Origin of the sequence: Streptomyces sp. V4I23 (genome assembly GCF_030817975.1) — a bacterium.
Lineage (GTDB): Bacteria > Actinomycetota > Actinomycetes > Streptomycetales > Streptomycetaceae > Streptomyces.
In genome coordinates, this window is the sequence record NZ_JAUSZW010000001.1 from 127,032 (window position 1) to 151,749 (window position 24,718).

12 protein-coding genes and 9 pseudogenes are annotated in these 24,718 nt (G+C 63.6%); 7 read left to right on the forward strand and 14 right to left on the reverse strand.

Annotated features, from left to right (window positions below; genetic code table 11):
* The first annotated feature begins 75 nt into the window (after window positions 1-75).
* The 3 genes and pseudogenes from QFZ82_RS00575 to QFZ82_RS00585 all read left to right on the forward strand — a co-directional run bounded on the left by QFZ82_RS00575 (window position 76) and on the right by QFZ82_RS00585 (window position 2,454).
* Window positions 76-513 carry a hypothetical protein gene (locus tag QFZ82_RS00575; protein WP_373429211.1) on the forward strand — a complete coding sequence of 146 codons (438 nt, stop codon included), beginning with the start codon at window positions 76-78 and terminating at the stop codon, window positions 511-513.
* A 31-nt stretch (window positions 514-544) separates the two neighbouring features.
* Window positions 545-865 (forward strand): annotated as a pseudogene (locus tag QFZ82_RS00580) (IS110 family transposase); the annotation flags it as partial.
* Between the two features lie 182 nt (window positions 866-1,047).
* Window positions 1,048-2,454 (forward strand): IS1380 family transposase, encoded by a 1,407-nt coding sequence (locus QFZ82_RS00585; RefSeq protein ID WP_307711223.1) that lies wholly within the window; start codon window positions 1,048-1,050, stop codon window positions 2,452-2,454.
* Between the two features lie 151 nt (window positions 2,455-2,605).
* Here QFZ82_RS00585 and QFZ82_RS00590 read toward each other — a convergent pair.
* The 4 genes and pseudogenes from QFZ82_RS00590 to QFZ82_RS00605 form a co-directional block, all read right to left on the reverse strand.
* Window positions 2,606-3,295 (reverse strand): annotated as a pseudogene (locus QFZ82_RS00590) (transposase); the annotation flags it as partial.
* A 148-nt stretch (window positions 3,296-3,443) separates the two neighbouring features.
* Window positions 3,444-4,850: an IS1380 family transposase gene (locus QFZ82_RS00595; protein ID WP_307711223.1), complete on the reverse strand. Its 1,407-nt coding sequence runs from the start codon at window positions 4,848-4,850 to the stop codon at window positions 3,444-3,446.
* A 118-nt stretch (window positions 4,851-4,968) separates the two neighbouring features.
* Window positions 4,969-5,328 (reverse strand): annotated as a pseudogene (locus tag QFZ82_RS00600) (transposase family protein); the annotation flags it as partial.
* Window positions 5,329-5,543: 215 nt separating this feature from the next.
* Window positions 5,544-6,013, reverse strand: a pseudogene (locus QFZ82_RS00605) (transposase); the annotation flags it as partial.
* A gap of 47 nt (window positions 6,014-6,060) precedes the next feature.
* Here QFZ82_RS00605 and QFZ82_RS00610 point away from each other — a divergent pair.
* A pseudogene (locus QFZ82_RS00610) lies at window positions 6,061-6,375 on the forward strand (ISAzo13 family transposase); the annotation flags it as partial.
* Between the two features lie 87 nt (window positions 6,376-6,462).
* Here QFZ82_RS00610 and QFZ82_RS00615 read toward each other — a convergent pair.
* The 3 genes and pseudogenes from QFZ82_RS00615 to QFZ82_RS00625 all read right to left on the reverse strand — a co-directional run.
* Window positions 6,463-7,189: pseudogene (locus QFZ82_RS00615) on the reverse strand (IS256 family transposase); the annotation flags it as partial.
* Between the two features lie 37 nt (window positions 7,190-7,226).
* Window positions 7,227-7,589: a transposase gene (locus tag QFZ82_RS00620; RefSeq protein WP_373429205.1), complete on the reverse strand. Its 363-nt coding sequence runs from the start codon at window positions 7,587-7,589 to the stop codon at window positions 7,227-7,229.
* 567 nt (window positions 7,590-8,156) lie between these two features.
* Window positions 8,157-8,285 (reverse strand): annotated as a pseudogene (locus tag QFZ82_RS00625) (IS3 family transposase); the annotation flags it as partial.
* 135 nt (window positions 8,286-8,420) lie between these two features.
* Between QFZ82_RS00625 and QFZ82_RS00630 the strand changes: the two are divergent.
* Entirely contained in the window at window positions 8,421-9,797 is a 1,377-nt protein-coding gene (locus QFZ82_RS00630; RefSeq protein ID WP_307711276.1) for an IS1380 family transposase, read from the forward strand.
* Window positions 9,798-10,039: 242 nt separating this feature from the next.
* Here the strand turns inward: QFZ82_RS00630 and QFZ82_RS39590 are convergent.
* The 6 genes and pseudogenes from QFZ82_RS39590 to QFZ82_RS39600 all read right to left on the reverse strand — a co-directional run.
* Window positions 10,040-10,300, reverse strand: a pseudogene (locus tag QFZ82_RS39590) (integrase core domain-containing protein); the annotation flags it as partial.
* A 452-nt stretch (window positions 10,301-10,752) separates the two neighbouring features.
* A complete protein-coding gene (locus QFZ82_RS00640; RefSeq protein WP_307711278.1) occupies window positions 10,753-11,202 on the reverse strand; it encodes a thioesterase family protein in 450 nt (149 codons plus the stop codon).
* A complete protein-coding gene (locus tag QFZ82_RS00645; RefSeq protein ID WP_373429212.1) occupies window positions 11,199-15,695 on the reverse strand; it encodes an SDR family NAD(P)-dependent oxidoreductase in 4,497 nt (1,498 codons plus the stop codon). The genes QFZ82_RS00640 and QFZ82_RS00645 overlap by 4 nt, the downstream gene beginning before the upstream one ends.
* 84 nt (window positions 15,696-15,779) lie before the next feature.
* A pseudogene (locus QFZ82_RS39595) lies at window positions 15,780-16,184 on the reverse strand (beta-ketoacyl synthase N-terminal-like domain-containing protein); the annotation flags it as partial.
* 54 nt (window positions 16,185-16,238) lie between these two features.
* Window positions 16,239-17,606: an acyltransferase domain-containing protein gene (locus tag QFZ82_RS00650; protein WP_307711280.1), complete on the reverse strand. Its 1,368-nt coding sequence runs from the start codon at window positions 17,604-17,606 to the stop codon at window positions 16,239-16,241.
* 41 nt (window positions 17,607-17,647) lie between these two features.
* Window positions 17,648-18,334, reverse strand: a complete 687-nt coding sequence (locus QFZ82_RS39600) for a maleylpyruvate isomerase N-terminal domain-containing protein (protein ID WP_373429206.1) — start codon at window positions 18,332-18,334, stop codon at window positions 17,648-17,650.
* A 270-nt stretch (window positions 18,335-18,604) separates the two neighbouring features.
* Here QFZ82_RS39600 and QFZ82_RS00655 point away from each other — a divergent pair, with 270 nt between their 5' ends.
* Window positions 18,605-21,034: a beta-ketoacyl synthase N-terminal-like domain-containing protein gene (locus QFZ82_RS00655; protein WP_307711281.1), complete on the forward strand. Its 2,430-nt coding sequence runs from the start codon at window positions 18,605-18,607 to the stop codon at window positions 21,032-21,034.
* Between the two features lies 1 nt (window position 21,035).
* On the opposite strand, the gene QFZ82_RS00660 is transcribed toward QFZ82_RS00655, so the two are convergent.
* A complete protein-coding gene (locus QFZ82_RS00660; protein ID WP_307711282.1) occupies window positions 21,036-22,214 on the reverse strand; it encodes a helix-turn-helix domain-containing protein in 1,179 nt (392 codons plus the stop codon).
* A 429-nt stretch (window positions 22,215-22,643) separates the two neighbouring features.
* Here QFZ82_RS00660 and QFZ82_RS00665 point away from each other — a divergent pair, with 429 nt between their 5' ends.
* On the forward strand, window positions 22,644-24,065 hold the full coding sequence (locus tag QFZ82_RS00665; protein WP_307711283.1) for an NAD(P)/FAD-dependent oxidoreductase: 1,422 nt from the start codon (window positions 22,644-22,646) through the stop codon (window positions 24,063-24,065).
* Window positions 24,066-24,718: the final 653 nt, after the last annotated feature.

Sequence of the window (24,718 nt, forward strand, 5' to 3'; positions counted from 1 at the left end):
TCGAGCGTTTTCGGCCCTCGACCTGAAAATATTGTGACAGCGAGATCCGAGGGGGCTGTGAAGTACACGAAAGTGATGTACAGACAGGACCGTGAGCCCCTCTACCGTTGGGATTCTCGCCCTCCCGAGATAGTCATGGTCGAAGGTATGAGACCGAAGAGCGGTAGCTTGCCCAGAAGTCTCCGGCTCTACCAGAATGTGAAGCACCACACGGCCTTCGTCAGCACCACCCGAAACCCCAATCCTCGGGAGTACATTCCCAGCTGGCGGTTGGATGACGCCCGCAGTCGGGGATTCACCTACCGCTACAAGATTGACGCCCCGGGAGGAATTGATCTTCTAGCCACGCTCAATCTGGCGTCCGCCCCGAATCTGCAAGAGGTCGTCTTCTGGAAGGGGATCAAGCCTCGTCACATTGTTCAAGTCGACATCTTCGATGCCGACTTGAATCTGATGCAAAGCGTGACGCGGGACGATTTCCTGAGGAATCTGGGCGGTGAAGTTTCGCAATGATCTTGAGCAACCTTGTTCATCGAGGCCCGGTTTCGTGACCCACCACAGCTTCCATGTGATCACCAGCATGCCCGTCCTGGGTGTCATCCTCGGCGCCGAGTTCCTGGCCGCCACTGGCGGTGACAGGGCCCTCTTCGGCACGTCCGACCGTCTCGCCGGTTTCGGCGGCGTCGCTACGGCTCCACGGGACTCCGGGAAAATCAGTGGCAACCTGCGACGCCCTCAACGCTACAACCGGATACTTCAGCGCGTCCTCTACACCTCCGCACTGTTCACCATGCGACGGTGCGAGGAATCCCGCCGGTTCTACGATCGCAAACGGGCCGAGGGTAAGCGCCACACCCAGGCTGTCGCGTAGATGATGACGGGCCCCTGGCCGTGCCACAGCGCCAGCTGCACGGGGTTCGTGGTTAGCCTCGCCGTTTCGGTTGGGTACGGCTGGCTTTGGGGCGGAAACGCGAAAGTGCCTTCCTGACCTGGGACGATGAACCTTGCTGAGGGGTTCTGTCGGTCCAGGCGGAGGGCACTTTCTACGTGCAGGCTATCGGGTTGCGTCCCAAGGTCCATGTCAGTGCCGATGGTTCGGGGGTGGTCGGGCATGCCGGGGCACGGTTGCTGGCGGATCTTGCCGATGCCACCGGGCTGACCGCCGCGTACTCCGCCGCTCTCAGGCCGCTTCGGCCGCGCGGGACCGGGCATGATCCGGGCCGGGTCGCCACCGATCTCGCGGTGATGCTCGCCGACGGCGGTGAGGCGATCGCGGATCTGGCCGTGCTGCGGGACCAGGGCGAGGTGTTCGGCCCGGTCGCCTCCACGCCCACGGCTTGGCGGTTGCTCGCCGACACCGACGAGGCTGCACTCGCTTCGCTGCGAGCGGCCCGCGCTTCAGCCCGGGAAGTCGCCTGGATGCAGGCCGCCGAGACCGGCGAGGGCATACCTGCTGCTCGGGCCGGCGGACGAGAACTTCCCGGCCTGGTCCTGGACCTCGACGCCACGCTGGTCACCTGCCACTCGGAAAAGGAACAGGCCGCACCCACCTATAAGGGCGGCTTCGGCTTCCATCCGCTGCTGTGTTTCCTCGCGAACACCGGCGAGGCCGTGTCGGGGCGGCTTCGGCCCGGGAACTCCGGAGCCAACACCGCAAGCGACCACATCACGGTCCTCGACCAGGCGCTCGCGCAGATCCCCGACGCTCACCGGCACGGCACCGACATCCTGGTCCGCGCCGACAGCGCCGGATCCGCGAAAGCCTTCCTCGCCCACATCCGCGACGTGCGGAAACGAGGAATTCGTACCTTCTTCTCGGTCGGATACGCCATCACCGAGCCGGTCCGCCGCGCTGTCCGGGCCCTGCCCGACCGCCTCTGGCATCCCGCCCTGGACCAGGACGGGACGCTGCGTGATGGCGCCGAGGTCGCCGAGCTGACCGACATGGTCGACCTGACCGGCTACCCCGTCGGCACCCGCATCATCGTGCGCCGCGAGCGCCCGCACCCCGGCGCCCAGCTGTCCCTGTTCGACCTCGACGAGGGCCTGCGGCATCAGGTGTTCCTCACCGACACCCCCTACTCCGGTGGTGGTTCCGCCCAGTTCCTGGAGGTCCGTCACCGCGGGCATGCATGCGTCGAGGACCACATCCGGTGCGGCAAAACCACCGGCTTCGGCCGCTTCCCCTCCCGCGACTTCGCCATCAACACCGTCTGGCTCGAACTCAGCCTCACGGCGATCGACCTGATGGCCTGGACCCGTGTCCTGCTGCTGGACGGGGAGCTGGCCACCGCCGAGCCGAAGAAGCTCCGCTACCGGCTGCTGCACGTCGCCGCCCGCCTCACCCGCGGCGGCCGACGCCTGCGCTTGCGGATATCAGCGACCTGGCCCTGGAGACACGAACTGGCCACGGCCTTCCATCGCCTCGCAGCACTGCCCCGTCCCGCCGACTGACCGGCAACCCTGCCCGCCACGACCCGAAGGATCCTGGAGAACCCGACCACCGCGCCGGGACTCCGCCATGTCCGAACACCGAAATCGCATCGGTCACCCGACAGTTGCCCCTCAGCGCGACGCCTCACCGCCCCAACCGAAACGGCGAGGTTAGGTGCTTGACGGGGACGGCGGGGTCCTCGGTCCGGCGTTTGCGCAGGTGCTCGCGGTAGGGGTCGACGAGGCCGGCGCGGTATTTGGGGACGCGGAGCATCCGCTCGGGCCGGTCGGCTCGTGCGTAGCGTTTGACGGTGTTCAGGGCCAGCTGCAGACGGCGGGCGCATTCGAGCAGGTCCACGCCCTGGTCGAGCAGGTCATGGACCTGGTGCCAGCGTTCCAGGGTGGTTCGGGCGGGTGGCCCGTCGTAGATGGGTGCGTCCAGTACGGTGGCCCAGCAGCTGCTGTGCGCCTTCACCTCGCTGAGGGCGGCTTCGCACAGGTTGTGCCACAGATGCCACCTGTCCGCGACCTGGACCGCGTCGGGCAGGGCGCGGCGGATGGCCTCGGCGTAGGTGGCTGAGCCGTCGCGGCACACGACCTCGATGCCCGGATGCTCGCGCAGCCACGCTTCCAGCGTGTCGGCCGTGCGGTCGGGCAGCACGTCGATCCGCTCATGGGTCTCGGCGTCGATCACCACGGTGGCATAGCGGTGCCGCCGGCGCAGGGCGAAATCGTCGACGCCGATCACGCGGGGGACCCGCCCGGTGGGCAACGGGATGCGCAGCAGGGTGCGCAGGGCCGTGTGACGGGACAGGCCCACCGCGAGTATCGCCAGCAAACGTGATCCCGCCCGGCCCGCTAACCTCGCCGTTTCGGTTGGGGCGGTGAGGCGTCGCTGAGGGGCAACTGTCGGGTGACCGATGCGATTTCGGTGTTCGGACATGGCGGAGTCCCGGCGCGGTGGTCGGGTTCTCCAGGATCCTTCGGGTCGTGGCGGGCAGGGTTGCCGGTCAGTCGGCGGGACGGGGCAGTGCTGCGAGGCGATGGAAGGCCGTGGCCAGTTCGTGTCTCCAGGGCCAGGTCGCTGATATCCGCAAGCGCAGGCGTCGGCCGCCGCGGGTGAGGCGGGCGGCGACGTGCAGCAGCCGGTAGCGGAGCTTCTTCGGCTCGGCGGTGGCCAGCTCCCCGTCCAGCAGCAGGACACGGGTCCAGGCCATCAGGTCGATCGCCGTGAGGCTGAGTTCGAGCCAGACGGTGTTGATGGCGAAGTCGCGGGAGGGGAAGCGGCCGAAGCCGGTGGTTTTGCCGCACCGGATGTGGTCCTCGACGCATGCATGCCCGCGGTGACGGACCTCCAGGAACTGGGCGGAACCACCACCGGAGTAGGGGGTGTCGGTGAGGAACACCTGATGCCGCAGGCCCTCGTCGAGGTCGAACAGGGACAGCTGGGCGCCGGGGTGCGGGCGCTCGCGGCGCACGATGATGCGGGTGCCGACGGGGTAGCCGGTCAGGTCGACCATGTCGGTCAGCTCGGCGACCTCGGCGCCATCACGCAGCGTCCCGTCCTGGTCCAGGGCGGGATGCCAGAGGCGGTCGGGCAGGGCCCGGACAGCGCGGCGGACCGGCTCGGTGATGGCGTATCCGACCGAGAAGAAGGTACGAATTCCTCGTTTCCGCACGTCGCGGATGTGGGCGAGGAAGGCTTTCGCGGATCCGGCGCTGTCGGCGCGGACCAGGATGTCGGTGCCGTGCCGGTGAGCGTCGGGGATCTGCGCGAGCGCCTGGTCGAGGACCGTGATGTGGTCGCTTGCGGTGTTGGCTCCGGAGTTCCCGGGCCGAAGCCGCCCCGACACGGCCTCGCCGGTGTTCGCGAGGAAACACAGCAGCGGATGGAAGCCGAAGCCGCCCTTATAGGTGGGTGCGGCCTGTTCCTTTTCCGAGTGGCAGGTGACCAGCGTGGCGTCGAGGTCCAGGACCAGGCCGGGAAGTTCTCGTCCGCCGGCCCGAGCAGCAGGTATGCCCTCGCCGGTCTCGGCGGCCTGCATCCAGGCGACTTCCCGGGCTGAAGCGCGGGCCGCTCGCAGCGAAGCGAGTGCAGCCTCGTCGGTGTCGGCGAGCAACCGCCAAGCCGTGGGCGTGGAGGCGACCGGGCCGAACACCTCGCCCTGGTCCCGCAGCACGGCCAGATCCGCGATCGCCTCACCGCCGTCGGCGAGCATCACCGCGAGATCGGTGGCGACCCGGCCCGGATCATGCCCGGTCCCGCGCGGCCGAAGCGGCCTGAGAGCGGCGGAGTACGCGGCGGTCAGCCCGGTGGCATCGGCAAGATCCGCCAGCAACCGTGCCCCGGCATGCCCGACCACCCCCGAACCATCGGCACTGACATGGACCTTGGGACGCAACCCGATAGCCTGCACGTAGAAAGTGCCCTCCGCCTGGACCGACAGAACCCCTCAGCAAGGTTCATCGTCCCAGGTCAGGAAGGCACTTTCGCGTTTCCGCCCCAAAGCCAGCCGTACCCAACCGAAACGGCGAGGCTAACTCTTTGACCACGGCCTTGACCTGCCTGGTCAGACGGGCCGTGCGTCGCTGGTATCGTTCCAGCACCCCGGGCACCTGTTCGCGGAAGGTGTGGCGACAGCCTCGCGTGGGGCACAGCAGACGCCGCACCCGCACACGGACCACCACCCGTCGCCCGTCGACCGGAACGTCGGCCACCGTCCGCCAGTGATAGCCGTGCACCCGTCCCGACGAGGCCCCGCACACCGGGCAGACCGCGGTGTCCAGCGGCGTCCGGGCCCGCACCACGATCCGCTCACCCTCGTCGGCCACATCCTCCATGACCAGCGGGGACAGACCCGAAAACACCGTCTGCACAAGCTCGTTGACATCCATCACATGAAGGTCAACGACCCTCACAACTCTCCGTCACCACCGAATGTGAGACAGGGCCAGCAATTCGGGTAAGTCCCGATCATGGAAGAGTGCGCCCGTAACCAGCGAGAACGTAGCGATTTCGTCGGAGAGCGACACCGTATCGTCGGCGGTGGACGACGGTTCGTTGAAGAGCTCTTCTCCTGTGCCAGGCCGAGGGGCTGCAGCTGACCGGGTCATGTCCCTTGTAGCGGTGTAACCGTGTTGGGCCGATCTTCGTCTTGGCGGTAGATCTTGTCCATGCTGGCCCCGGGCAGGTAGCGGCGGGAGAACGCGATCCACTCATCGTGCATCTCGATGAGCACGGCGGTGGTGAGTCGTTCGAGGGCGTCGGGGTTGGGGAAGATCTGGACAACGTCGGCCCGGCGCTTGATCTCCCAGTTGACCCGCTCCAGGGGGTTGGTCGATTGGATCTTCTTCCAATGTCGATCAGGGAAGTCCGCAAACGCGGTCAATCCTCCTTCGCCTCCCTGAGCATGGACCTGACTTTGGGAAACTGTCGACCGAGTATGTCAGCGACGGTGTCCAGCTGGGCACGGACGGCTGCGCCGTGGGGCGGGGCGAAGACCGTGCGGATGGTCGCGGCGACCATCTCGGCGGAATCCTTCGGGATCACCGCGAAGATGTTACGCAGGAAGTGAAGCCGTAAAGAATCAACCCGTTGCTTTCATAGGACAAGATCGTTGCTCTGGTATGAGCTTCGCCGCCGACGTTCTGGATCAGCTTGCGCTGCGGTTCCAGGTCGTCTTGCCGCATCTGAACGAGCGTCAGCGGCGTCTGATGCTGGCCCAGGAGGCGCGACTGCTCGGACACGGTGGGGCGCGGGCCGTTGCGCGGGCGGCTGGGGTGAGCGAGAGCACGGTCCGTAACGGGGTGTTCGAGCTGGAGGCCGGCGGGGATCCGCTACCGGACGGCTGCGTCCGGCGCCCCGGGGGTGGCCGCAAGCCCGCTGAGGGACAAGATCCTTCCCTGATTCCTGCGTTGCTGAAGCTGGTGGAGCCGGACGAGGAGGTTGTCAATTCCTTTGTGTATGTAGAGGTGCACGGTCTTGCTGGTCGGGCCCGTGGGTTGGTTACTTTCGGTGATCTTGCTGGGTCAGAGAGGGAGGCGGTCAGGGAAGGCGAGCATGAAGTGGTTCATAGCGCGCTTCCAGCCGAGGGTGCCGGTGCCGCGGACGTGACCGCGGGGGATGGGGCCGTCGCCGTCGATGTGCCGGCCTTCGATCCGGCGGATGCCGAGGTAGAGGAGCTTTACGGCGTCGTCGGAGGGGAAGTGCCCCCGGGTCTTGGTGATCTTGCGGAGCTGGTAGTTCAAGGATTCGATTGCATTCGTGGTGTAGATCACGCGGCGTATCTCGCGGTCGAAGGCGTGGAAGGGGATGAACTCCTCCCAGGCCCGCTCCCAACTGGCGATCAGGCCAGGGTAGTTCTTTCCGTAGCTGGACCGGAGCTCGTCCAGCGCGGACAGCGCCTCGGACTCTGTGGCGGCGGTGTAGACCGGCTTGAGGGCGGCCGCGACCTGCTTGCGGTCACCGTAGGACACGTATTTCATCGAGCGGATCAAGTGGGTCACACACGTCTGGACCAGAGCCTTCTCCCAGACGGTATTGATCGCCTCGGGCAGTCCGGTCTAGCCCGTCGCAGGACACGATCAGGGCGTCCTTCAGGCCGCGGTTCCTCAGCTGGGTGAGCACGTTCAGCCAGAACTTCGAGCCCTCGGCATCCTGCAGCCAGATGCCCAGCACGTTCTTGATGCCGTCCACGTCGACGCCGATGACCAGGTGGGCGGCCTTGTTGGTGACCATGCCGCCGTCGCGGACCTTGGTTCTGTCGACGATCTTGTGATCCGGACGCTCCGGCTCAGTGTGTGAGCAACACGCGTTTGCGAAGGAGATCGAGTCCGGAACGTCCGAACATCTGGCGTTTCAGCATCTTCAGGCGGTTGATGTTGCCCTCGACGGCTCCGGAACTGTGCGGCAGAGTCAGGCCGTTGCGGACCGCGTCGCGATCACGGCGGAGGTTGCGGGCGAAGGACGCCAGAGGTGCCAGGGTGTCCTGTTCGGCTTCGGCGATCCACTCGTCGAGGCGGTCACCGTGCCGGCCGGTCATCATGGCCGCGAACTTCCGGACGTGGAGGGTGAGCCGGTCCAGATCGCTGTCGCGTTCGCGCAGGCGATGCAGTTTGTCGCCGTCGTCGTCCCGCAGGTGTTCGGGGTGAGTCATGATCCAGGAGGTGACTTCGCGGACCGATGGGGGCTTCGGCCCCGGGGCGGGTGCGTGCCCTCGTCCGTCGCGGTAGCGGCGAAGGTGACGCTGGACCGCCAACTCGCCGCCTGGATAACCTAGTTCTTGGATCTCTGGGCAAAGTTGGGCAGCGTTTCAGACACCCTCGTTCCAGCGCCGGTGCAGGTAGCCGATGTACGGGTCGACGATGTGCGCGCGCTGGAGGCTCTTGGCGATGACGTCGTCGGCGGAACGGGCGTTCACGAGCTTGCGGATGGAGCCCGAGTTTCCGGCCGATCGCTGCCCTCGACATGTTCTGCTCCCGCAACTCGTGGACGGCAGCGTGCTGGTCGCGCAGCCGGGTCACGATCTTCAGCTCGGGCGGTGGCTGCAGTGCCTTCGGCTCCGTGTCCGGCGGGGCCGAGGGGCCAGGAACAGGCAGCGGCTCGGCGAGGCGGGAGCGGAGGGTGTTGACCGTCTTCTCCACTGCCTGGCCGAGGTTCTGCCACAGGGTACTGGTGGGCCGTCGGCGGGGTGAGGTGACTCCCGGAGTGTGGGCACAGGGGTTCATGCTGCGAGTTGGAGTTTAGCTGTCTTGTGGTGCTGCTGTTCGAACTCCATCGGGGAGAGGTAGCCCAGCGCGCTGTGGCGGCGGCGGGCGTTGTAGTAGGTGAGCCACTGGAATATCTCCAGCCTCGCCTGCCGCCTAGCCTCGCGCTTTCACGTGGCAGGGCGTCCGGTGGGTGATCAGAAACGCAGAGAGTGCTCCTGACCTGCAACGATGGGACTTGTCTAGTGTCCAGGTCGTCGCATGAAAGAAGCACTCTCCAGGTGAAGAAGCGTATCGGGTCCTACCCGCGTGTCCGCGTCGAGGGCGGTGGCCGCGGGGTGGTGTCCCAGGCCGGTGGTGTGCTGCTGGTGGAGACGATCCGCAAGTCCGGTCTGGATCAGGCGATATCGGCGGCGCTTGAGCCGTGGCGAAGGCCGCGGGCGGTGCATGATCCGGGCAAGGTCCTGCTGGATGTGGCGCTCGCGGTCGCGCTGGGTGGGGACTGCCTGGCAGACGTCGGTCTGCTGCGGGCCGAACCGGCCATGTTCGGGCCGGTGGCCTCCGATCCGACGGTATCCCGGCTGATCGACACGCTGGCAGCGGGTGGGAAGCGTGCTCTGACCGCACTGCGGCAGGCCCGCTCTCAAGTCCGTGAATGTGTGTGGACGTTGGCCGGTGAGGAAGCTCCGGACGCCGGCGGGCAGGTGGTCGTGGACCTGGACGGGGTGCTGGTGATCGCGCATTCCGAGAAGCAGGATGCGGCCGCGACCTGGAAAAAGACGTTCGGGCACCATCCGCTGATGGGGTTCGTCGACCACGGCCGGGGCGGGTCCGGGGAGCCGGTGGCCGGGCTGCTGCGGCCCGGGAACGCGGGCAGCAACACCGCTGCGGACCACATCGAAGCCGCCAGGATCGCCCTGAAGCAGCTGCCGAAGAAGTACCGGCGCGGACGGCGGACGCTGATCCGCACCGACTCGGGCGGCGGCACCCACGAGTTCGTGGACTGGCTTTCCGCGCGCGGCCGGTGGCTGTCCTACTCGGTCGGCATGACCATCACCGATGCCATCCACCAGGCCGTCGGGAAGGTCCCGGCATCGGCCTGGACGCCGGCCGTCGAGCCCGACGGCGAGATCCGCGACGGTGCCTGGGTCGCCGAACTCGACGGCGACTGCCTGACCGGCTGGCCCAAGGAGATGCGGCTGATCGTGCGGAAGGAACGCCCGCACCCCGGCGCCCAACTGCGCTTCACCGACGCCGACGGCATGCGCCTGACCTGCTTCGCCACCAACACCAAGCATGCTCCGATCGCCGCGCTCGAACTGCGGCACCGCCAGCGCGCGAGGGCCGAGGACCGCATCCGCGCCGCCCGCGCCACCGGCCTGCGCAATTTGCCCCTGCACGACACCGCGCAGAACCAGATCTGGCTGGAGATCGTCCAGATCGCCCTCGACCTGCTCGCCTGGATGCCCATGCTCGCTCTGGCCGGCACCGCCCGGGTGTGGGAGCCCAAACGCCTGCGCCTGCGGCTGTTCTCCATCGCTGCCCAGTTGGTCACCACCGGCCGCCGCCGCATCCTCCGGCTCGCGAAACACTGGCCTTGGACCAACCTGATCACCGACGCGTGGGCACGACTCGAAGCCCTCCCCAGCCCCGGCTGACCAACACTTTCTCGTCCCTACGGGCAGCGCAAGCCCACCGGAGCAGTGGAACCCGGCGCCCACCCGACGCGACTGCCGGGGCGATGTCATGCCCGAAACCCACAGCACAGACAGAAACAGCCCGCCAGATGAACTGGCGAGCTGTCATGAAAGCCCGAGGTTAGATATCGGCACCTCTCATGAGAGAGGCCTCCGACAAGTGTGGTTGCAATGGCGCCGGAACCCTGAGACCTTGAACACGTCTATGCGGCTCGGGCCAGGGTAGTTGTAGTTGATGTCGGGTGAAAGGCGTTCTCGGCGATCGGAGACAGCTGGTGAAGCCGGGCGTGCCGGCGTGGGGTTGTTGTATCGGGTCAGCCAGCGCGGAAGGTGTTGAGTCGCGACTCGCGCTCGTTCGACCAGCCCTTCCTGCCTTTGAGTGTCTCTCTTTTGAAGGTTGCGTTGAACGACTCGGCGGCGGCGTCGTCCGCGCTGAACCCGATCGCGCTCATGCTCTGCCCGACTCATGTACTGCGAGCCGTGACCCGGATCGAGATTCCCGTCTCCCACGAGACCCTTTGCCAGGGGCCCGAGGACGGGCGGCCCACACGTGTCGGATGGCGACCGACGTCCCGGTCTACTCCTGTGAGCCTGGTAGCCCCGGCAACGGGGATTCAGCGAGAAAACCAAGGGCCGGCTGCGGCAGCATGTCCGAGGCACGGACCTCGTGATCATGTGCTGCATTGACCGCTGGGTTCTGTCTCACCCTGCTGCGATGCTACTTCCTCTCCGTACCTCTCGGGCCGGCGAAGGTGTGCTATTGAGGCCAGGGCCGTTGTGCCGTTCGGCAGCCTTGAGCCACAGAGAACATGGGTGGTGATAGGGGGTGGACAGATAAGAGTGACGTGGACGAATTAACAGGTACCCAATACCCCGGCAAGAATTCGGGCATCCCCGTAAACCTCGCCCTTCGCCATCAGATGGTAAAAGCTCTCCTGGTGTCGGCCCCCATAAGGTCCCCCAGAGCAATCATTTCGGGAGGCCACGGTCCTGGGCGGAAGGTCCGGCCATCCTTACGCATACAGGCTATCATCTGCTCACCTGTTGCGACGAGTTGCTCTCCTGCTTCGGTGATCCGGTAGTAGGAAAATTCTAGTGGCATCAAGTGCAGCCTGATCCACGGAATGGACATTCGAACGCTGACGCGGTCACCGACCCAGACTTCGTCGAGATACTTGCACGACGTCGACTCGGTCAATGCCGAGATCTCACCGTCAAGCTCCTGAAGGAACTTCGGCGCATGCTCGACGAGGCACAGTTCACGACACATTCCCTGCCACTTTATGAAGGTCGCGAAGTACACGTTGCCGACCATATTGGTATCACCGGTGGTGGCTACCAGGTTGATGTCGAATGTCCGGCTCATGCTAGCCTCCGTGGCGGTGTAATGAGAGGAGGGGAAACGGCTGATACGGTCGCGTAGAGAGGGGTGTCGACGCCTGCTAGTTTGGCGATGACTTGCCCGTTCGCCGTGGCAATACAGTCGTTAGACTTGCTGTCGCAGTGCAATTGAACGCCCGCTGGATTCCGGTCAGCGAGGGTCTGGTCCGAACACCAACTGTACAGATCCAGTGCGGAAATCCCCTTTACGACGCGAATCGCTACCTGCCCGTGGTCCGCACGCGCATAGAAGGTGGTACGTACCAGCGCGTCCAGGAGTAGTACAGGTATGGGAAGACGTGCGAAGATCTCATCCCCGGCGATGCGCGCATGCCATAGCGCGATAGCTCCGCCGGTGTCGGCCTCAATGCCAGTGGTGTTTCGGAACGCTCCGTAAAGCCTCAGTGGCGATGTGTCGGAGTAGGTTGGATCGATCTGTCTCGATCCGTTCACAACCAGAGGTGAGTTTACGCTGCACTGGAAGCGAGCGACACCGAAGAGAACGTCAACGCGGGCATGCTCGCGGTCCGCGATGAGAAGGCGACCGTCCGGGGTACGTACAGCGGAGAGAATCGTGACACGCACTCGGTCCGGGGTGATCAATTCCGCGCGTACACGGTACTTACTTTTTCCAGGAAAGTGATGGTCAGCCCAGACAAATTCGCTGAACTGTATGTCGCGGAAGCCGATGGGCGGGACCGAGGGAATCAGTTCGGTGGCAGCTTCCGCGGCGATCGCCAGGATGGTCATACCCGCGAGCATTGGCCTGCCATCCAGCATGTGGTCGCCCAAGTGTCGATCACGGTTCTTGTCAATCGTCCACGTCCACTCCAGGTGGCCGGGAGCGGTCTTGTCCGGGAGGCCCAGGAGCAGATGACGGGATGGTGACTCTGGCGAACCCTGGTCGGTGATGCCAGGCGAACGCTGCTCGGCCAGAGCGCGTTCGTCAGGGCTAGACCAGAGCGGGGCCGGCTCCCGGGACCTCGGCAGCGCAAGTTCGCTGAGGAATGCTTGTATGCCCTCATTGTCACTCAGGCCACTGGAAAGACCAAAGCGCTTGGTGCGTTCGCGTTCGAGTTGCCCCGATGCAAATCCGGACTCCGTCCAGAGCCCCCAGCCAATCGTGAACTCGTTGCCGCCGAGTAGTCGACTCTCATAGCTTGCCGCGGCGGCCAGGAATTCATTGGCCGCGACGTAGTCGGCGTCTCCGGCCATGCCAAAAGTGATGACGTCAGAGCCGAAGTTGCACCACCAGCCGGGGGGTCTTCCCTCGTATGCCTGTCGGAGATTGAGATATCCACCGACTTTGGCATTCAACACATCACGGAAGTCGCGCAGTGGCTTGGTGGTGAAAGGGCCCGGTCTACTCCGAGCTGCGGCATGGATCAGCAGGTCGGTTGGTCCATCGGTCGAATGGACCTGGTCGATGGCCCTTCGGGTCGCCAGAGGGTCTGTCAGGTCGCAGACAAGATAGTGCACCCGTTCTTCTCCACAGTGGGTGCGCAGCTTCTGAAGCGTGTGGGCCGCCTCCCTGGCCCTCCAAAGCATCGTGAACTGCCGATTTATTTCGCCGATGGTGGGTCCGGGGTGGGATTTCCTTGACGCGGATATGTATGCCCTCCGCAGTTCGCCCTCATCCTCGTCGGTGGCGGCGATGAAGAGGTGGGGAACGTCCTCCAGGGGCGTAGTACCAAGCAGCCAAATCTTCGGCCGGAACCGCTCGGCAAGGCCAATCAGACAGGCGGCGGTTATGCCGCGAGCGCCGCCGGCCGCCACCACGACTGATCCCTCGTGCAACAGAGCTGTACTGCCGGTGGTGAGGGAAGCGAGCGGAGCAGGGATCATTCGTTCGGTATGCCGCAGTCCGGTTCGGTAGTAAATGACCGCGCGGTCGCGGATTGCTGCGAACTCGTTGGCTAGTTCAGTAAGAGCCGGGCTGGTTTCGGCGTCGGTGACCAGTGCCAGCACTCGATGTGGTGGGATCTCCCAGGCCAGGCTCCGGACCATGCCAGTGAACAGGCAGCTGTAAGGATGGGTGCATCCATCAGTCTGCGGGTCCTGTATCACCACGGCGAGCGAACCTGATGCCATGCGATCACCGAAGCGTTTAAGGACCAGGAGCAGTAGTTCCTGTAGGGTGGTAAGTCCCCTCGGGAGCGGTCCGGGCCAACGGCCTTTGACCTCCGGCACCGACACCAGCACGCGAATGTGTGGTTGCTGTTCCCCCATCTCGTCGAGTGCACGGTTCAGCGACGGACAGTCCTCCCCTTCCCCTGAGATAAGGGATACCGTCCTTGCGACACTCGTGGGGGTTGCAGGGTCAGTACTCAGCACAAGGGCCTTGCGTGCCCGGCTGCGTGCGGCGAGGTCAGACACGATCTCCGCCGAGTTCGTCAGGATAACGGAACGTTGTGGTATCGCACCGAGGCGGGCGACGGACGGGGAGAGAGGGGTGGCCTCACATCGCCTCATCGCCATGGTGAAGCGGGAGTTCCCCGGGGGATGAGACTGTGGGCTACCTATTTTTGAGTGTCCCGGTGAGAGTGGGCTCACGGCTGCGCGAGCCAGGTTCTCGCTGGTTGGCGAGGCGACCGTCTTCTCGGAACCCGTTGGCGTTGGGTCTGACTCGGTTTTCGGCGGCAAGTTGCTGCGCTCACGCCCACCAGTCATAGCGGTTTTCAGCAGTTCAAGAATAGGCGCGGCGCCAAAGTAGGGTGCGGTTAGCGCTCCCTGCTCAACTGCTACTGGGAGGGCGGGGATCTGCCGTTCAGGAATACCGCAGATTTGGTGGAACGGGATGCGGGCAAGTATGGGCCATCCCTGGGACTCCGCCTCTGAAGCGAGCGCCAGGGCGATCAGAAAACCTCCTTCGGCGAGCTGGTCAACTGGCAACTCCGAAAATTCGGCACTCTCCGAGGTCCGTCCCGAACTGATGCCCAGGACCAGAGCGATGCTCAGCTGACCCGACTTCAGGTAACGGGCCGCAGCCTGGAGTGCGGCGCGGCCGGCGTGGGGGCCACCGTCGAATGACATGGTGGGCCCGTTCAAGTCCCAGCGATTGGCGATGCGGGAAGCCGCCACACCTGGAAGTACTCCCGCCATTGACTCCTCTGTCATTGGGGCACGCTCGTTGGCCTCGGAAAGGACTCCACGCAGCGCCTTGGCATCGGGGAGGGACGCAATCAAATCTGTCGCCTCTGCGGATGCTGCCCGGAGGGCAGCGTCGACCAGCCGAGGTGAGGGACCTCCATGCGCGGCGATCACGCCTGTATGCTCGCGGTGATCCTGCCAGAGCTCGCCGTATGTCTTTACGAAAGAGGCGGCAGTGGACAGCGACACTATATGGGTGCGATCAATGGCGCGAAGTGTGGTCGGAGGGAGCCTGGCCACGTCGAAGGGAAGAGCGAAATCGGCAGCCGCAAAAGACGGCACGGGAGCAGGACCGTCCCCGCTCAACCAGCGGACAACCTCCTCGCGGCCTGGGTCTGCCGGCAGGTGAGCACTCCAGCCGATCAGCGCCAGTTCGGGTGAGACCGTTGACGTGACGGTGTGACTGGGCGTACGAGCAGTAGCAGCATCCTGGAGGAGGAGGTGGGCGTTTGTGCCTCCCAGCCCGATCGAGTTCACCGCGACGGTGCGCATCCCAGACTTCCCAGAAGCCAAAGGAATGTCCGATGTAGGCACACGCACACTTCCTGAGGCCGCAGTGGCCCTAACGGCGGTGAACTGCCGTTGGGCTGGGATCATGGCATGTCGCAGACCAAGCAGCGCATGAATCACCGAAACGACGCCAGACGCCCAGCAACCATGTCCCGCCTGCGATTTATTTGAGGTGCACCAGAGCGGGTTGTCACCCCAAACGTTCTGCAGCGCAGCCAGCTCTACTTCGTCCCCGACAGGCGATCCGCCGCCATGAGCCACGACCCAACCGACGTCAGCCGGCTCCAAGCCGCTCGTCGCGAAGGCACGCTCTATCGCCAGTCTCTGCCCCTTGGGGTTCGGTGCCGATATGGCACGGCCACGGCCATCGTTGGACGTTCCAAGACCGCGAATCACGCCGTGGATATGGTCGCCGTCCCTCTGTGCACGCTCCAGAGGTTTGAGCACGATCACTGCTGCGGACTCCGCAAAGAGCGTCCCATCAGCCTCTCGGTCGAACGCGCGCAATCGACCAGACGCGGACAGTCCCTTAAAGGCATGCAACTGAGTCATACCCATGCGGCCTACGTTGTTTAGGCCGCCAACCACCGCGACGTCAGAGTCGCCCTGCAGGAGGCTCAGCATTGCCAGCTCCAAAGCATAGAGCGACGATGCGCTTGCGGTGTCGACCAGGAATGTTTCTGAGGGGCGCGGCGTCAAGCCGGAAAGAGCCTCCCGGACGACCGCCTCTGGCATGGCGTCCGCCGGCCGTGCACAGGCGTAACGGAATCGCTCCCGAAGTATTCCGCGCAACCTGCGCTCGTGGCGGACCTGATCCATAGTGTTTTCCGTCAGAGCCTGAGCCATCCGCCGAGCTACGGAACCCACGATGAGCGTGTCTTCCATGCTTTGGCTGCCGCCGGCCCAGGTACCGACAGAGCACACGATGCGATCACGCTCCCCTATCCGTACACCGCTGAGTGCCTCCAAGAAACTGTGCCTCAGCCACAACACCTCAACGGGGGACGTCGCCCACCGGTCGTCGGCGAGCTCAGCGGCAAGCGTGGAATGCGGCTGGAAGTCACGAATGAACCCAGCGACGTCTACGGGGCAGCCGTCTTCGGTACCAGACTGAGACGCGGCGAGCAGAGGCTTTGAATCAAACCGAGTAGGCATGGAGAGGGCGCTGGTGGATCTCAGAAGCAATTCCCAAAACTCGGATGGATTGCTCGCACCGGGTACTACCATTCCCATGCCCACGATCGCGATCTGCGGTTGATCGCTATTTACCGGGTCATTCGGTGTTGCTGACAGCCTTCTTCCCGCCATGGTGTCTGATCTTCTCCGTTCCTGGCCGACGTGATCCAATGCTTGGTCCGGTGATCAGGCTGCGGCTGCTAGCGAACGAAGAAGGTCTCCGATCTGACCGAGAGTGCGGTAAGCCGAGACCCTGGTGTCCGACGAGGGGGTCGGCAGGTCATAGCGGTCAAGCAGTCGAGCAAAGATTTCTGTCTGCTTGATGGACGAGACCCCGAGGTCACCTTCCAGGTCGGCATCCCGGGTGAAAACATCTGCCGGGTACTGCAGGACGGCGGCGTACGTCTCCATCAGCTGCTCGTGGAGGGTTTCGTCATCAACAGGCAGTGCGGGATGGGCCGGCGCACTGGCCGAGGAAGTCTGCTCATCAACGAGGGTGCCCTCCGCAGGAGCGGAGGTAGCTCCGGTCTGTTCTGCTACAGAATTCCGGGCGGCCGGCTCCGGTGCTACGACAACGGGCGCCGGCTCCACCTCGGACGAGGACAGGAACGATGTCATGAGCTTCGCCAGCCCTGAGGCATCGTTCCGGTGGTCCAGGATGGCGAGTGCGCGCGCCTCCGCAGGAAGAGTCGCGGCGACCAAGTCGGTCAGCACACGCCTTGCCCCGCATTCGATGAATCGCTCAGTCCCCTCACGGTAAAGGACGCTGAGGGCATCTCTGAATCGAACGGGACGAACAAGGTGACACTCGAGTACCTCGCGTGCATCGGCCGCTGTGAGCACCAGCCGTCCGAGCAGAGGGGAGTACACGGAACGCCGTGGCGCTCGCACCCGGACATCTGCGATCGCATCGAGGAAATCCTCCGCTGCCCCGGCGAGCAGTGGGTTATGGAGCATATAAGGCATGGCCAGTCGAGTGGTCTCCCAGCCAAGGCCGACAGCCAGTTCCTCCAACTTGATAATCGCGTCGCGGCGACCACAGACCACAGACTGGCGCGGCGTGTTGTCCACAGCGAGGGCGAGGGAGGCGTCTCCCACGGCCTGGCACAACGCTTCGGCACGATGTGCGGCGGCGGAGACAACCATCATCGTGCCGTCCGACTGAGATGCGCGCGATAGCGCGAGGACCCGCTCGACAAGCACCCTCGCTCCGTCGGCAACAGACAGTGAGCCTGCGACGGTCAGAGCACTGATCTCGCCTCCGCTGTGTCCCACGAGCGTGTCGCACTCGACCCCCGCGGCCTCCAATGCATCAGACATGACGATTGAGGTGGCGTAAAACCCAAGCCAGAGTGACTCAGGACGGGATGGAGTGGTGGCATCGGCGGGCGAGGTCAGGACCGAGGAGACCTTGCCCCAGCTGTGTTTCTCCGCCACGGCGTCTATGGCCTGGAGTGCCTCGTGCGCCGCAGTGTCAGGCTCCGCGAAGGGGGCCAGCACACCCGGCAGGTACGCACCCGGTCCAGGGAAGAGCAACGCCGTCTTTACCGCCATGATTGGTGTCCTCTCGATTCGTTTGACAACGATTGAGCTGGTCACGCCTTAGTTGAGAACTGCTCTGGTTCACACAGGTTCGTGTCACGAGCGGGAAACCGTGGCAGCTGCTCCAGAAATATTTCGGACTCTCCATACCAGGACCAGTCGGCCATCTGCGCCCGGCTCCTGCGACCAAAGAAGGCACGCCACAGCTCATATCCGTCAACATCGGCGAGGGCCAGGGACGAGTCATCGCCGCCGATCCACCACGTTCGGCCGTCAGCGCGCAAGACGAGAGTCCCCGGCCCTGTGATCCAGGCTTCGGCTGTTGCACACAGCTGGTCCAGCAGTAGGGTCCGGACCGACCGGGGGACCATTCCCGCCCCCTCGACACAAGCCCTCAAGTCTGCTTCGTGCTGTACCACGTCGTGAGCGAGCCTCACCTCAGGCACCGGAGCCCGAAGAAGTGCCTCTATGTCGGGTGACAGCAGCTGCCACTCGGTGAGGTTTTCGGCAACCGTTCGATGACGACGCTCTCTCACGTGACGCCGAGTCCATAGCGTTCCGGGGGCCCCGTCGAGCCGGCCTGCAGCAAAGTCGTGTGCCACACCGGCTAGATGCGCCACCATGTCGGAGATGCTCCACGCCGGACAGGCTGGGACCGCCCGGTGCAGTTCGTTCTGGCTGAGCTCCGCGACAAGCGCTGCGATCCTAAGTCGCGACTCCCGGTACACATCGTCATACATCGCCACTAAGGCCTCTCGGGTCAGTACTCCCTACCCAGCGGATCCTTCTGCCGCTATGACAGCAGCGATCAACTTCCCTCTACACAACTTGATTTGGGGTTTGCTGACCAACTTTATTTGCGCGCAACTCGCTTTGGGTCCCCGGCAGGAATTCCCAGGCACCATGGCAGGCGGACTGTTCCGTGATGTGGTCGCGCGTTCGTTGGGCTATCCAGGCCGGGCCCAGCACGCAGAAGCTGACGGTCTTACAGCGAGCCGCGGAAAGCAGGGATGATGAACACAGGGGAAGCAGCGGAAACCCGTAACGCGATCGCCGTCGTAGGTATGGGTATCGTGACGCCTGGCGCCAACACGCCGGCCGAGTTCTGGACGCTGTTGAATGGTCACGACAATGTCTTCACTACGCCAGACCGATTCGATATGGAAGCCTTTCACCACTCCGACCCAACGGCAGTTGACTCCTCTTACGCCGCTAGGTCAGGTTTCATAAAGGCATTCGGGCCACACACGGCCCTGCTCGAAGAGATCGAGGACAACACGGTTCCTAATCCGGAGCCCAGTGTGCGGTGGCTGCGCCACACGGTGCACAGCGCCCTTGACGGAGTGCGCGTGGCTCCAGGCGATCGATGGTTCGCCGCAGTGGGTTACACCCCCGACGGCAGTTGGGAACTCGAACGATCCATGGTGCTCGCTGGATTCAGCGAGCGGCTGGCGCGCCACACCGGGCAGCCACGCGCTGAGTGGGAGAGCCGACTGGCCGCGTTGTATCCAGATACCGGCACAGCGCCGTACCACTTCCTGCCGCACTCAGCGGGGAAGGCAGCGATTGAGGGGCTGTTGCCGGACCGTACTGAACTGGTCATGGTTGACACCGCTTGCTCTTCCGGGCTCTATACGATAGACCTCGCAGTCAAGGCACTTCGCGAAGGAAGTTGCGAGGTGGCCCTCTGCGGTGGTGCCTTTGCGCTGGTGCCCCGCGTTCATGTGCTGTTCGCCAAGATTCATGGCCTGTCCCCCTCCAGTAACGTCCGGGCGTTCGATAGGGGAGCGGATGGCGTCCTCTTCTCAGATGGTGCCGGAGCGGTAGTCCTCAAGACCTTGGGCAGAGCAATCTCAGACGGAGATCGGGTCCTCGGAGTGATCGAAGGAGTGGGCCTCTCCTGTGACGGGAAGGGCAAGGCCATCTATGCACCGAACGCCGATGGCCAGATGAGAGCACTCCACCGCGCTTGTGCGGATGCGAATGTTGACCCTTCTGACATCGGGTGGGTAATCGCCCACGGCACCGGGACACCGGTCGGTGACCGAGTAGAAGTAAAGGCGCTCACAGCGGCTCTTGGTTCCGGGTCTCCAGTGCTCCTGTCGGCGAACAAAAGCATCGTGGGGCACACTGGTTGGTCAGCTGGCCTGATTTCCCTCATCCATGGCATCCTCGGGTTTCAGCATGGCAAGGTGCCGTCCCAGGGCTTCTACGATCGTCCCATCGAGGACCTGGCCTGCAGCCGCCTCCGAGTACCAACGACCATCACACCACTGTCGGGTCCGCAACCTCTGAGGGCTCTGATCTCAGCCTTCGGCTTCGGCGGCACCAACGCTCACCTGATCATGCGGCATCCAGAAGAATCGCCTGGCCGCCATGGAACGGTGAAAGCCACATCGACGATGTCTGCAATCAAGGGTGGCAACGCCCCAGCCATGGAGCGCGATGACGAGATGGTGCTGGTCGGATGGGGTGCCGAACTACCCGGAAGGCCTAGTACTCAAGAAATCCAAGGGTGGCTGGACGGGACATCTTCACCCCCCGCCACCTCTTACGGAAGCGATTATCCGCTCCCCTCATTCCGCGAGGTCCCCCTGCCACCTCCCACATTGCGCAGTACCGATAGGGCGCAGCTCATGCTATTGGCGGCGGCGGCACATCTGCCAAAATCCGTACACGTGGCCTGCGAGCGAATGCGTGACACCACTGGCGTAGTGGTCGGACACATGGGTCCCACCCGGAACTCCGTGAACTACGCACTCCGCTGCCACCTGAAAAACCTGCGGCGCCTCGTCCAAGCAAACACCGATACAGGAACAGAGTGGATCGATAGCGCTGGGCTGGAGCGGGTAGAAGAACTGGTGCGCTCCGAAGTGCCAGCCGGCGACGACGCAATGCTCCCGGGCATCATGCCGAACATCATCGCCTCGCGGGTAGCAGCGCTGAGAGATCTACGTGGTCTCAACATGGTCATAGATTCGGGTCCTGATTCCTCTCTTGACGCCTTGAGGACGGCCGAGCGGTACTTGAGACACGGCTCGCTCGAGGTTGTCCTCGTTGCCGCGGTTAGTGGCAACAGCACGCCAGAACTGAGCGCCATCATCGAGCAAACCGGCGGACCGGAGGTCGCAGAAGGCGCATTTGTTTTGGCTGTCACTCGTGCTTCTACCGCCAAGAGGGAGGGCATGACGGTGCTAGCCTCCTTGCGTACAGCTACTGGGCCCTCTGAGCCGGCGCATCTGCCGACTAACTGCCGGCCTCTGCGCGACGGGCGACGCACGTATCTGGCAGCTGACCCGATGGTCGCCATACTCGCCGGAGTGGTGGGGAACGCCGCGGTCCGTCAGTTGTCTCACACGTCACCTTGGGGCAGCCAGTTGTCCTTCCATACCGTCAAGCGCACCGCACCGGCGACGGTAGGCGACAGAAAAAATGCCTAGGTCAGAGCAGGCCCGCGCGGTTGAACAGTGGCCAGAGATTCCTCCGCACGGTGCTGCTGTCTCGGCACATCAACTCCTTCGCGAGTTCACGCGCCTGGGGGTTGAACGTGATCTCCTCACTCGATACCTCCTCCACTTGGAGGAGACTGAAGGAGGCCGCGACTACGTCACCCAGTTTCAAATGAGCCTGGGTCATCATAAGGAAGAACTGAGCCCTCCAGTCCCTGGACATCTCCGGCGTGAAGTCCACATGATCGGCGAGCTTCAGGGCGGACTTGTACTTGCTCTGCATCAGATGGATCCTGATTTCCTCAAGGTCCACCTCCGCTGGACCGAAGAGGTTCGGAGAGCAAGCGCCGCCGGCGCACTCCCGGGCCCGGGCAAGCAGGGAATGCATCGTGCCGGCGTCGCAGTCGTGGCTAGCGGCGACAGCTCCCCCCAAATAAGCAGCCCCTTTCCAGGCGAGCAGCGCCGCTTCACTCTTCGACCCAGTGTCCGAAATACTGTCAGCTATTCCTTCGAAGATCCTTCCAGCCTCGCGCGGCAAGCCGCTGTCGAGCACCGCTGCGCCGTAGGCGAGGCGGCAGGCGTGCAACGTCGCTTCCTTCCTGCTTACCTGCGCTGCAGCCAAACCCCGCTCGATCGCCAACAATGCGAGCTGAAAATCACCCATCCTCATCATCACAGTGGCGGCGAACCGATGGGTTTCAGCAAACTCGTGGGCGCCTTGAGGCCAGGCTCGACGATCGATCACCCTCGTGTTGGTGAGCAGCAAGGGCAGGGCGGCCAGTGCGAGACTGAAGCGCTTCGTCGAGCCGTACCACTCCTCCCATCGCCCCTCCAGCGGGATCCAGTCACTCTCCGCACCGGACCGGGGGTCTTCGCCGCCCGCCCAATGGCCGAGGAGCGTGCTCAGGAAGGTGCTTTCAACGGCTTGGTGTGGAGAAGTAGTACGACTCACGGCGTCGGGCAGGCCGAGGAAACCTGTGATATCGCGTACGTGGAGGACTTCTGCAAGGCGCAGGAGAACGGAGAGACGGTCGACTGGTCGGTCTTGACGCTCGACCTGTCGAAGCCATTCGGTGCTACGGCCAATGAGTTCCGCGAGCGTCTCTCGGGTCATCCCTCTGCGCAAACGCAGCATTTCTATCGTCCGCCCAAAGGAAACTGCATCATTCATGGGTATATCACCCTTTTTAAGATGGTTTTATCCCTCAGTCCTTCGATCCTTCAGTGGCGCGCACGCCACCAGGAAAAGCCGACCTCAGTTCCGCGCTCACCATGGCGCGCGACTCAGCAAAAGGCGGCGGCTGTGTCGTGCCAGCGGATTCACCATCCTGCCTCCCGCCTCGAATCCAGCTACTGATCTCTGTCAAGGGCAGTTGTCCAGTCCCCTGGGGTTAGAGAAGGGCTCCGCCGCCCCCACCATTTGGGCGCTTCTGTTGCTGGCCGCGTTCTGCGACCTAAATTTCCGAATGGTGGGGCGACAGACAAAAACTATAGGATCAGGCTGGCTAATAACTAGGCAGCAAAGATGCCGTTGTTTGACGACTAGCTCGATCGAATCGTATTCACTTTTCAGCACCGAGGCCCTAAGGAGCGAGTCTAGATGAAGAAGGCTATGAAGGACAAAGCAATTCGAGGCGGAATGGAATCTAACTCTCCCTTGGGTAGGGCAGTAATCATCGGGGCAGGAATGTCCGGACTCCTTGCAGCACGTGTTCTGTCTGACCGGTTCGCCAGCGTTACAATACTGGAACGCGACAGGTTTTCTAACGAGCGTACCTTTCGCCCTGGGGTGCCACAGGCGCGCCACCTGCACACTCTTATCGCCCGCGGTTTCAAGGCGTTCGAGGAGATATTTCCAGGAACGCACGCGGGCCTGTCCAGGGCCGGCGCACGCATCGTCGATTTTGGAGCGGACGGTTCATTCTTGTTTGCTAACGGATGGGCCTCCAGGGATAAATTGGGCGTCCGCTTCCAGCCGGCTGGCCGCACTCTGCTGGAAGGATCCCTGCGTGAAGTGGTGTCTGAGCTCCCGGGAGTCAGGATCCTCGACGGCAGTTCGGTAACGGGGCTGTACGGAAGCACTGAAAATATTACGGGGGTAACCGTCCGGACGGGTGAGGAGGAACCAACGGTTCTCGAGGCTGATCTCGTGATCGATGCCAGCGGCCGCCGATCACACCTTCCCGACTGGCTCGAAGCCGTGGGACTTCCCCGCCCAAAGGAACACATCCTTGACGCCGGAATCGGATACGCCTCACGACTGTACGAGAATAAGTCTGATGAATGGCCGGACTGGCATATGCATGTCGAGTTCCTTCAGCACCCCGAGGTCCGACGCGGTTGTTACGTGACACGAATTGAGGAGAACCGGCTTATAGTGACCTTGCAAGGTATCGGGGGCGACCATCCACCAAACGACGAGGAGGGTTTCTCCGCCTTTCTCAAGTCGCTGCGCAGCCCCATCGCCGATTTCATCGAATCAATGCAGGCGGTCTCCCCCATCTACCGCTACGCCGCCACGGCAAATCGGCGGCTCGACTACCATCGGATCTCACCCTGGCCCAGCGGACTTATAGTTGTTGGCGACTCGGCATGCACCTTCAACCCGGTGTATGCGCAAGGGATGACCGTGGCAGCTCTGGAGGCTCAACTCCTGCGGGACATGATCGATGACTGCAGCACCATGAGGGACCTCCGAGGGCTTCCTCGGCGCTTTCAACGACGCTCGGCTCGGCTCACACGCTGGCCCTGGACGATGTCGACCGCTGGCGACTGGGCCTGGCAACAGGACCGTAAGCCTCCGCCCATGGCGGCCTTCGCGCAGTGGTACATGAGTCGATGGCTGCGACTCGTCGCCGCGGACCCATGGATGTTCAAGCACTTTGCCAGGGCGCTACACATGCTCTCTGGTCCCGGTGCACTGGTGCATCCCCGGCTTGTCTTCGGAATTGTGAGGAGCATGTTCTCTTCGCGTGCTACCGCGCGCCTGCATGAGCGCGAAGGAGCGTCAACACCGCGGTAGTACAGAGCAGCATCCGTTGCCAGATGGCGCTGAGGCCGATGTGACGGAAGCAACTTGCCCCTCCTTGTAGTATGGCGATCCCATTGTGCGGCGAGGGGATTACTGATGGCGAGTGGATTTTAGAAGGGTGCTGTGTGTTGCGGATCGCGCAATGGGCGATCGGCGGGGTGCCGAGGGAATCAACGACCATCCCAAGCCGCATTATTTGACAGACCAGCGCGCCCAGCGAGGATGCTGACGCGTTGGTGGTTACCGACGTGCTTGAGTGCTGTCGAATTGAGTTGGCGCCTGGCTAAGGCAACAACTGGCTAAGGCAACAACGATGTGTTCAGCTGGCACACGGGGCCAGCTGAACACATCACCTGGCCTGGCCGGTGATGGACTCGTTACACTGCCACGGGGTGGAAGCAGCATTGGTTCCGGCGTTCGAATTCGTCATGCGCATGAGCATGCCATTGAGCAGGTACTCGCCGACGAGGGAGCGACCAACTGCCCACGGCTTTTGCGTGGTTCGAAGTGAAACGGGCTAGTCTTGTTGAAGCCGTGAAAGCGGCACCGGACCACACTCAAACGTGAGTCCGTCCTTCATCCGAAGGCGTGGTATTTTCTCCGAACGCCTCGACAAATGTTGCGCACCAGGCACGGTGGTGAAA

Bases quoted from the DNA above. Each gene is read 5' to 3' on its own strand.
- QFZ82_RS00645 (WP_373429212.1), bottom strand. From the start codon at position 15,695: ATGGATCAGGTCCGCCACGAGCGCAGGTTGCGCGGAATACTTCGGGAG.
- QFZ82_RS00650 (WP_307711280.1), bottom strand. From the start codon at position 17,606: ATGGCGGTAAAGACGGCGTTGCTCTTCCCTGGACCGGGTGCGTACCTG.
- QFZ82_RS00660 (WP_307711282.1), bottom strand. From the start codon at position 22,214: ATGAATGATGCAGTTTCCTTTGGGCGGACGATAGAAATGCTGCGTTTG.
- QFZ82_RS00640 (WP_307711278.1), bottom strand. From the start codon at position 11,202: ATGAGCCGGACATTCGACATCAACCTGGTAGCCACCACCGGTGATACC.
- QFZ82_RS00655 (WP_307711281.1), top strand. From the start codon at position 18,605: ATGATGAACACAGGGGAAGCAGCGGAAACCCGTAACGCGATCGCCGTC.
- QFZ82_RS00620 (WP_373429205.1), bottom strand. From the start codon at position 7,589: ATGACTCACCCCGAACACCTGCGGGACGACGACGGCGACAAACTGCAT.
- QFZ82_RS00575 (WP_373429211.1), top strand. From the start codon at position 76: ATGTACAGACAGGACCGTGAGCCCCTCTACCGTTGGGATTCTCGCCCT.
- QFZ82_RS39600 (WP_373429206.1), bottom strand. From the start codon at position 18,334: ATGTATGACGATGTGTACCGGGAGTCGCGACTTAGGATCGCAGCGCTT.
- QFZ82_RS00665 (WP_307711283.1), top strand. From the start codon at position 22,644: ATGAAGAAGGCTATGAAGGACAAAGCAATTCGAGGCGGAATGGAATCT.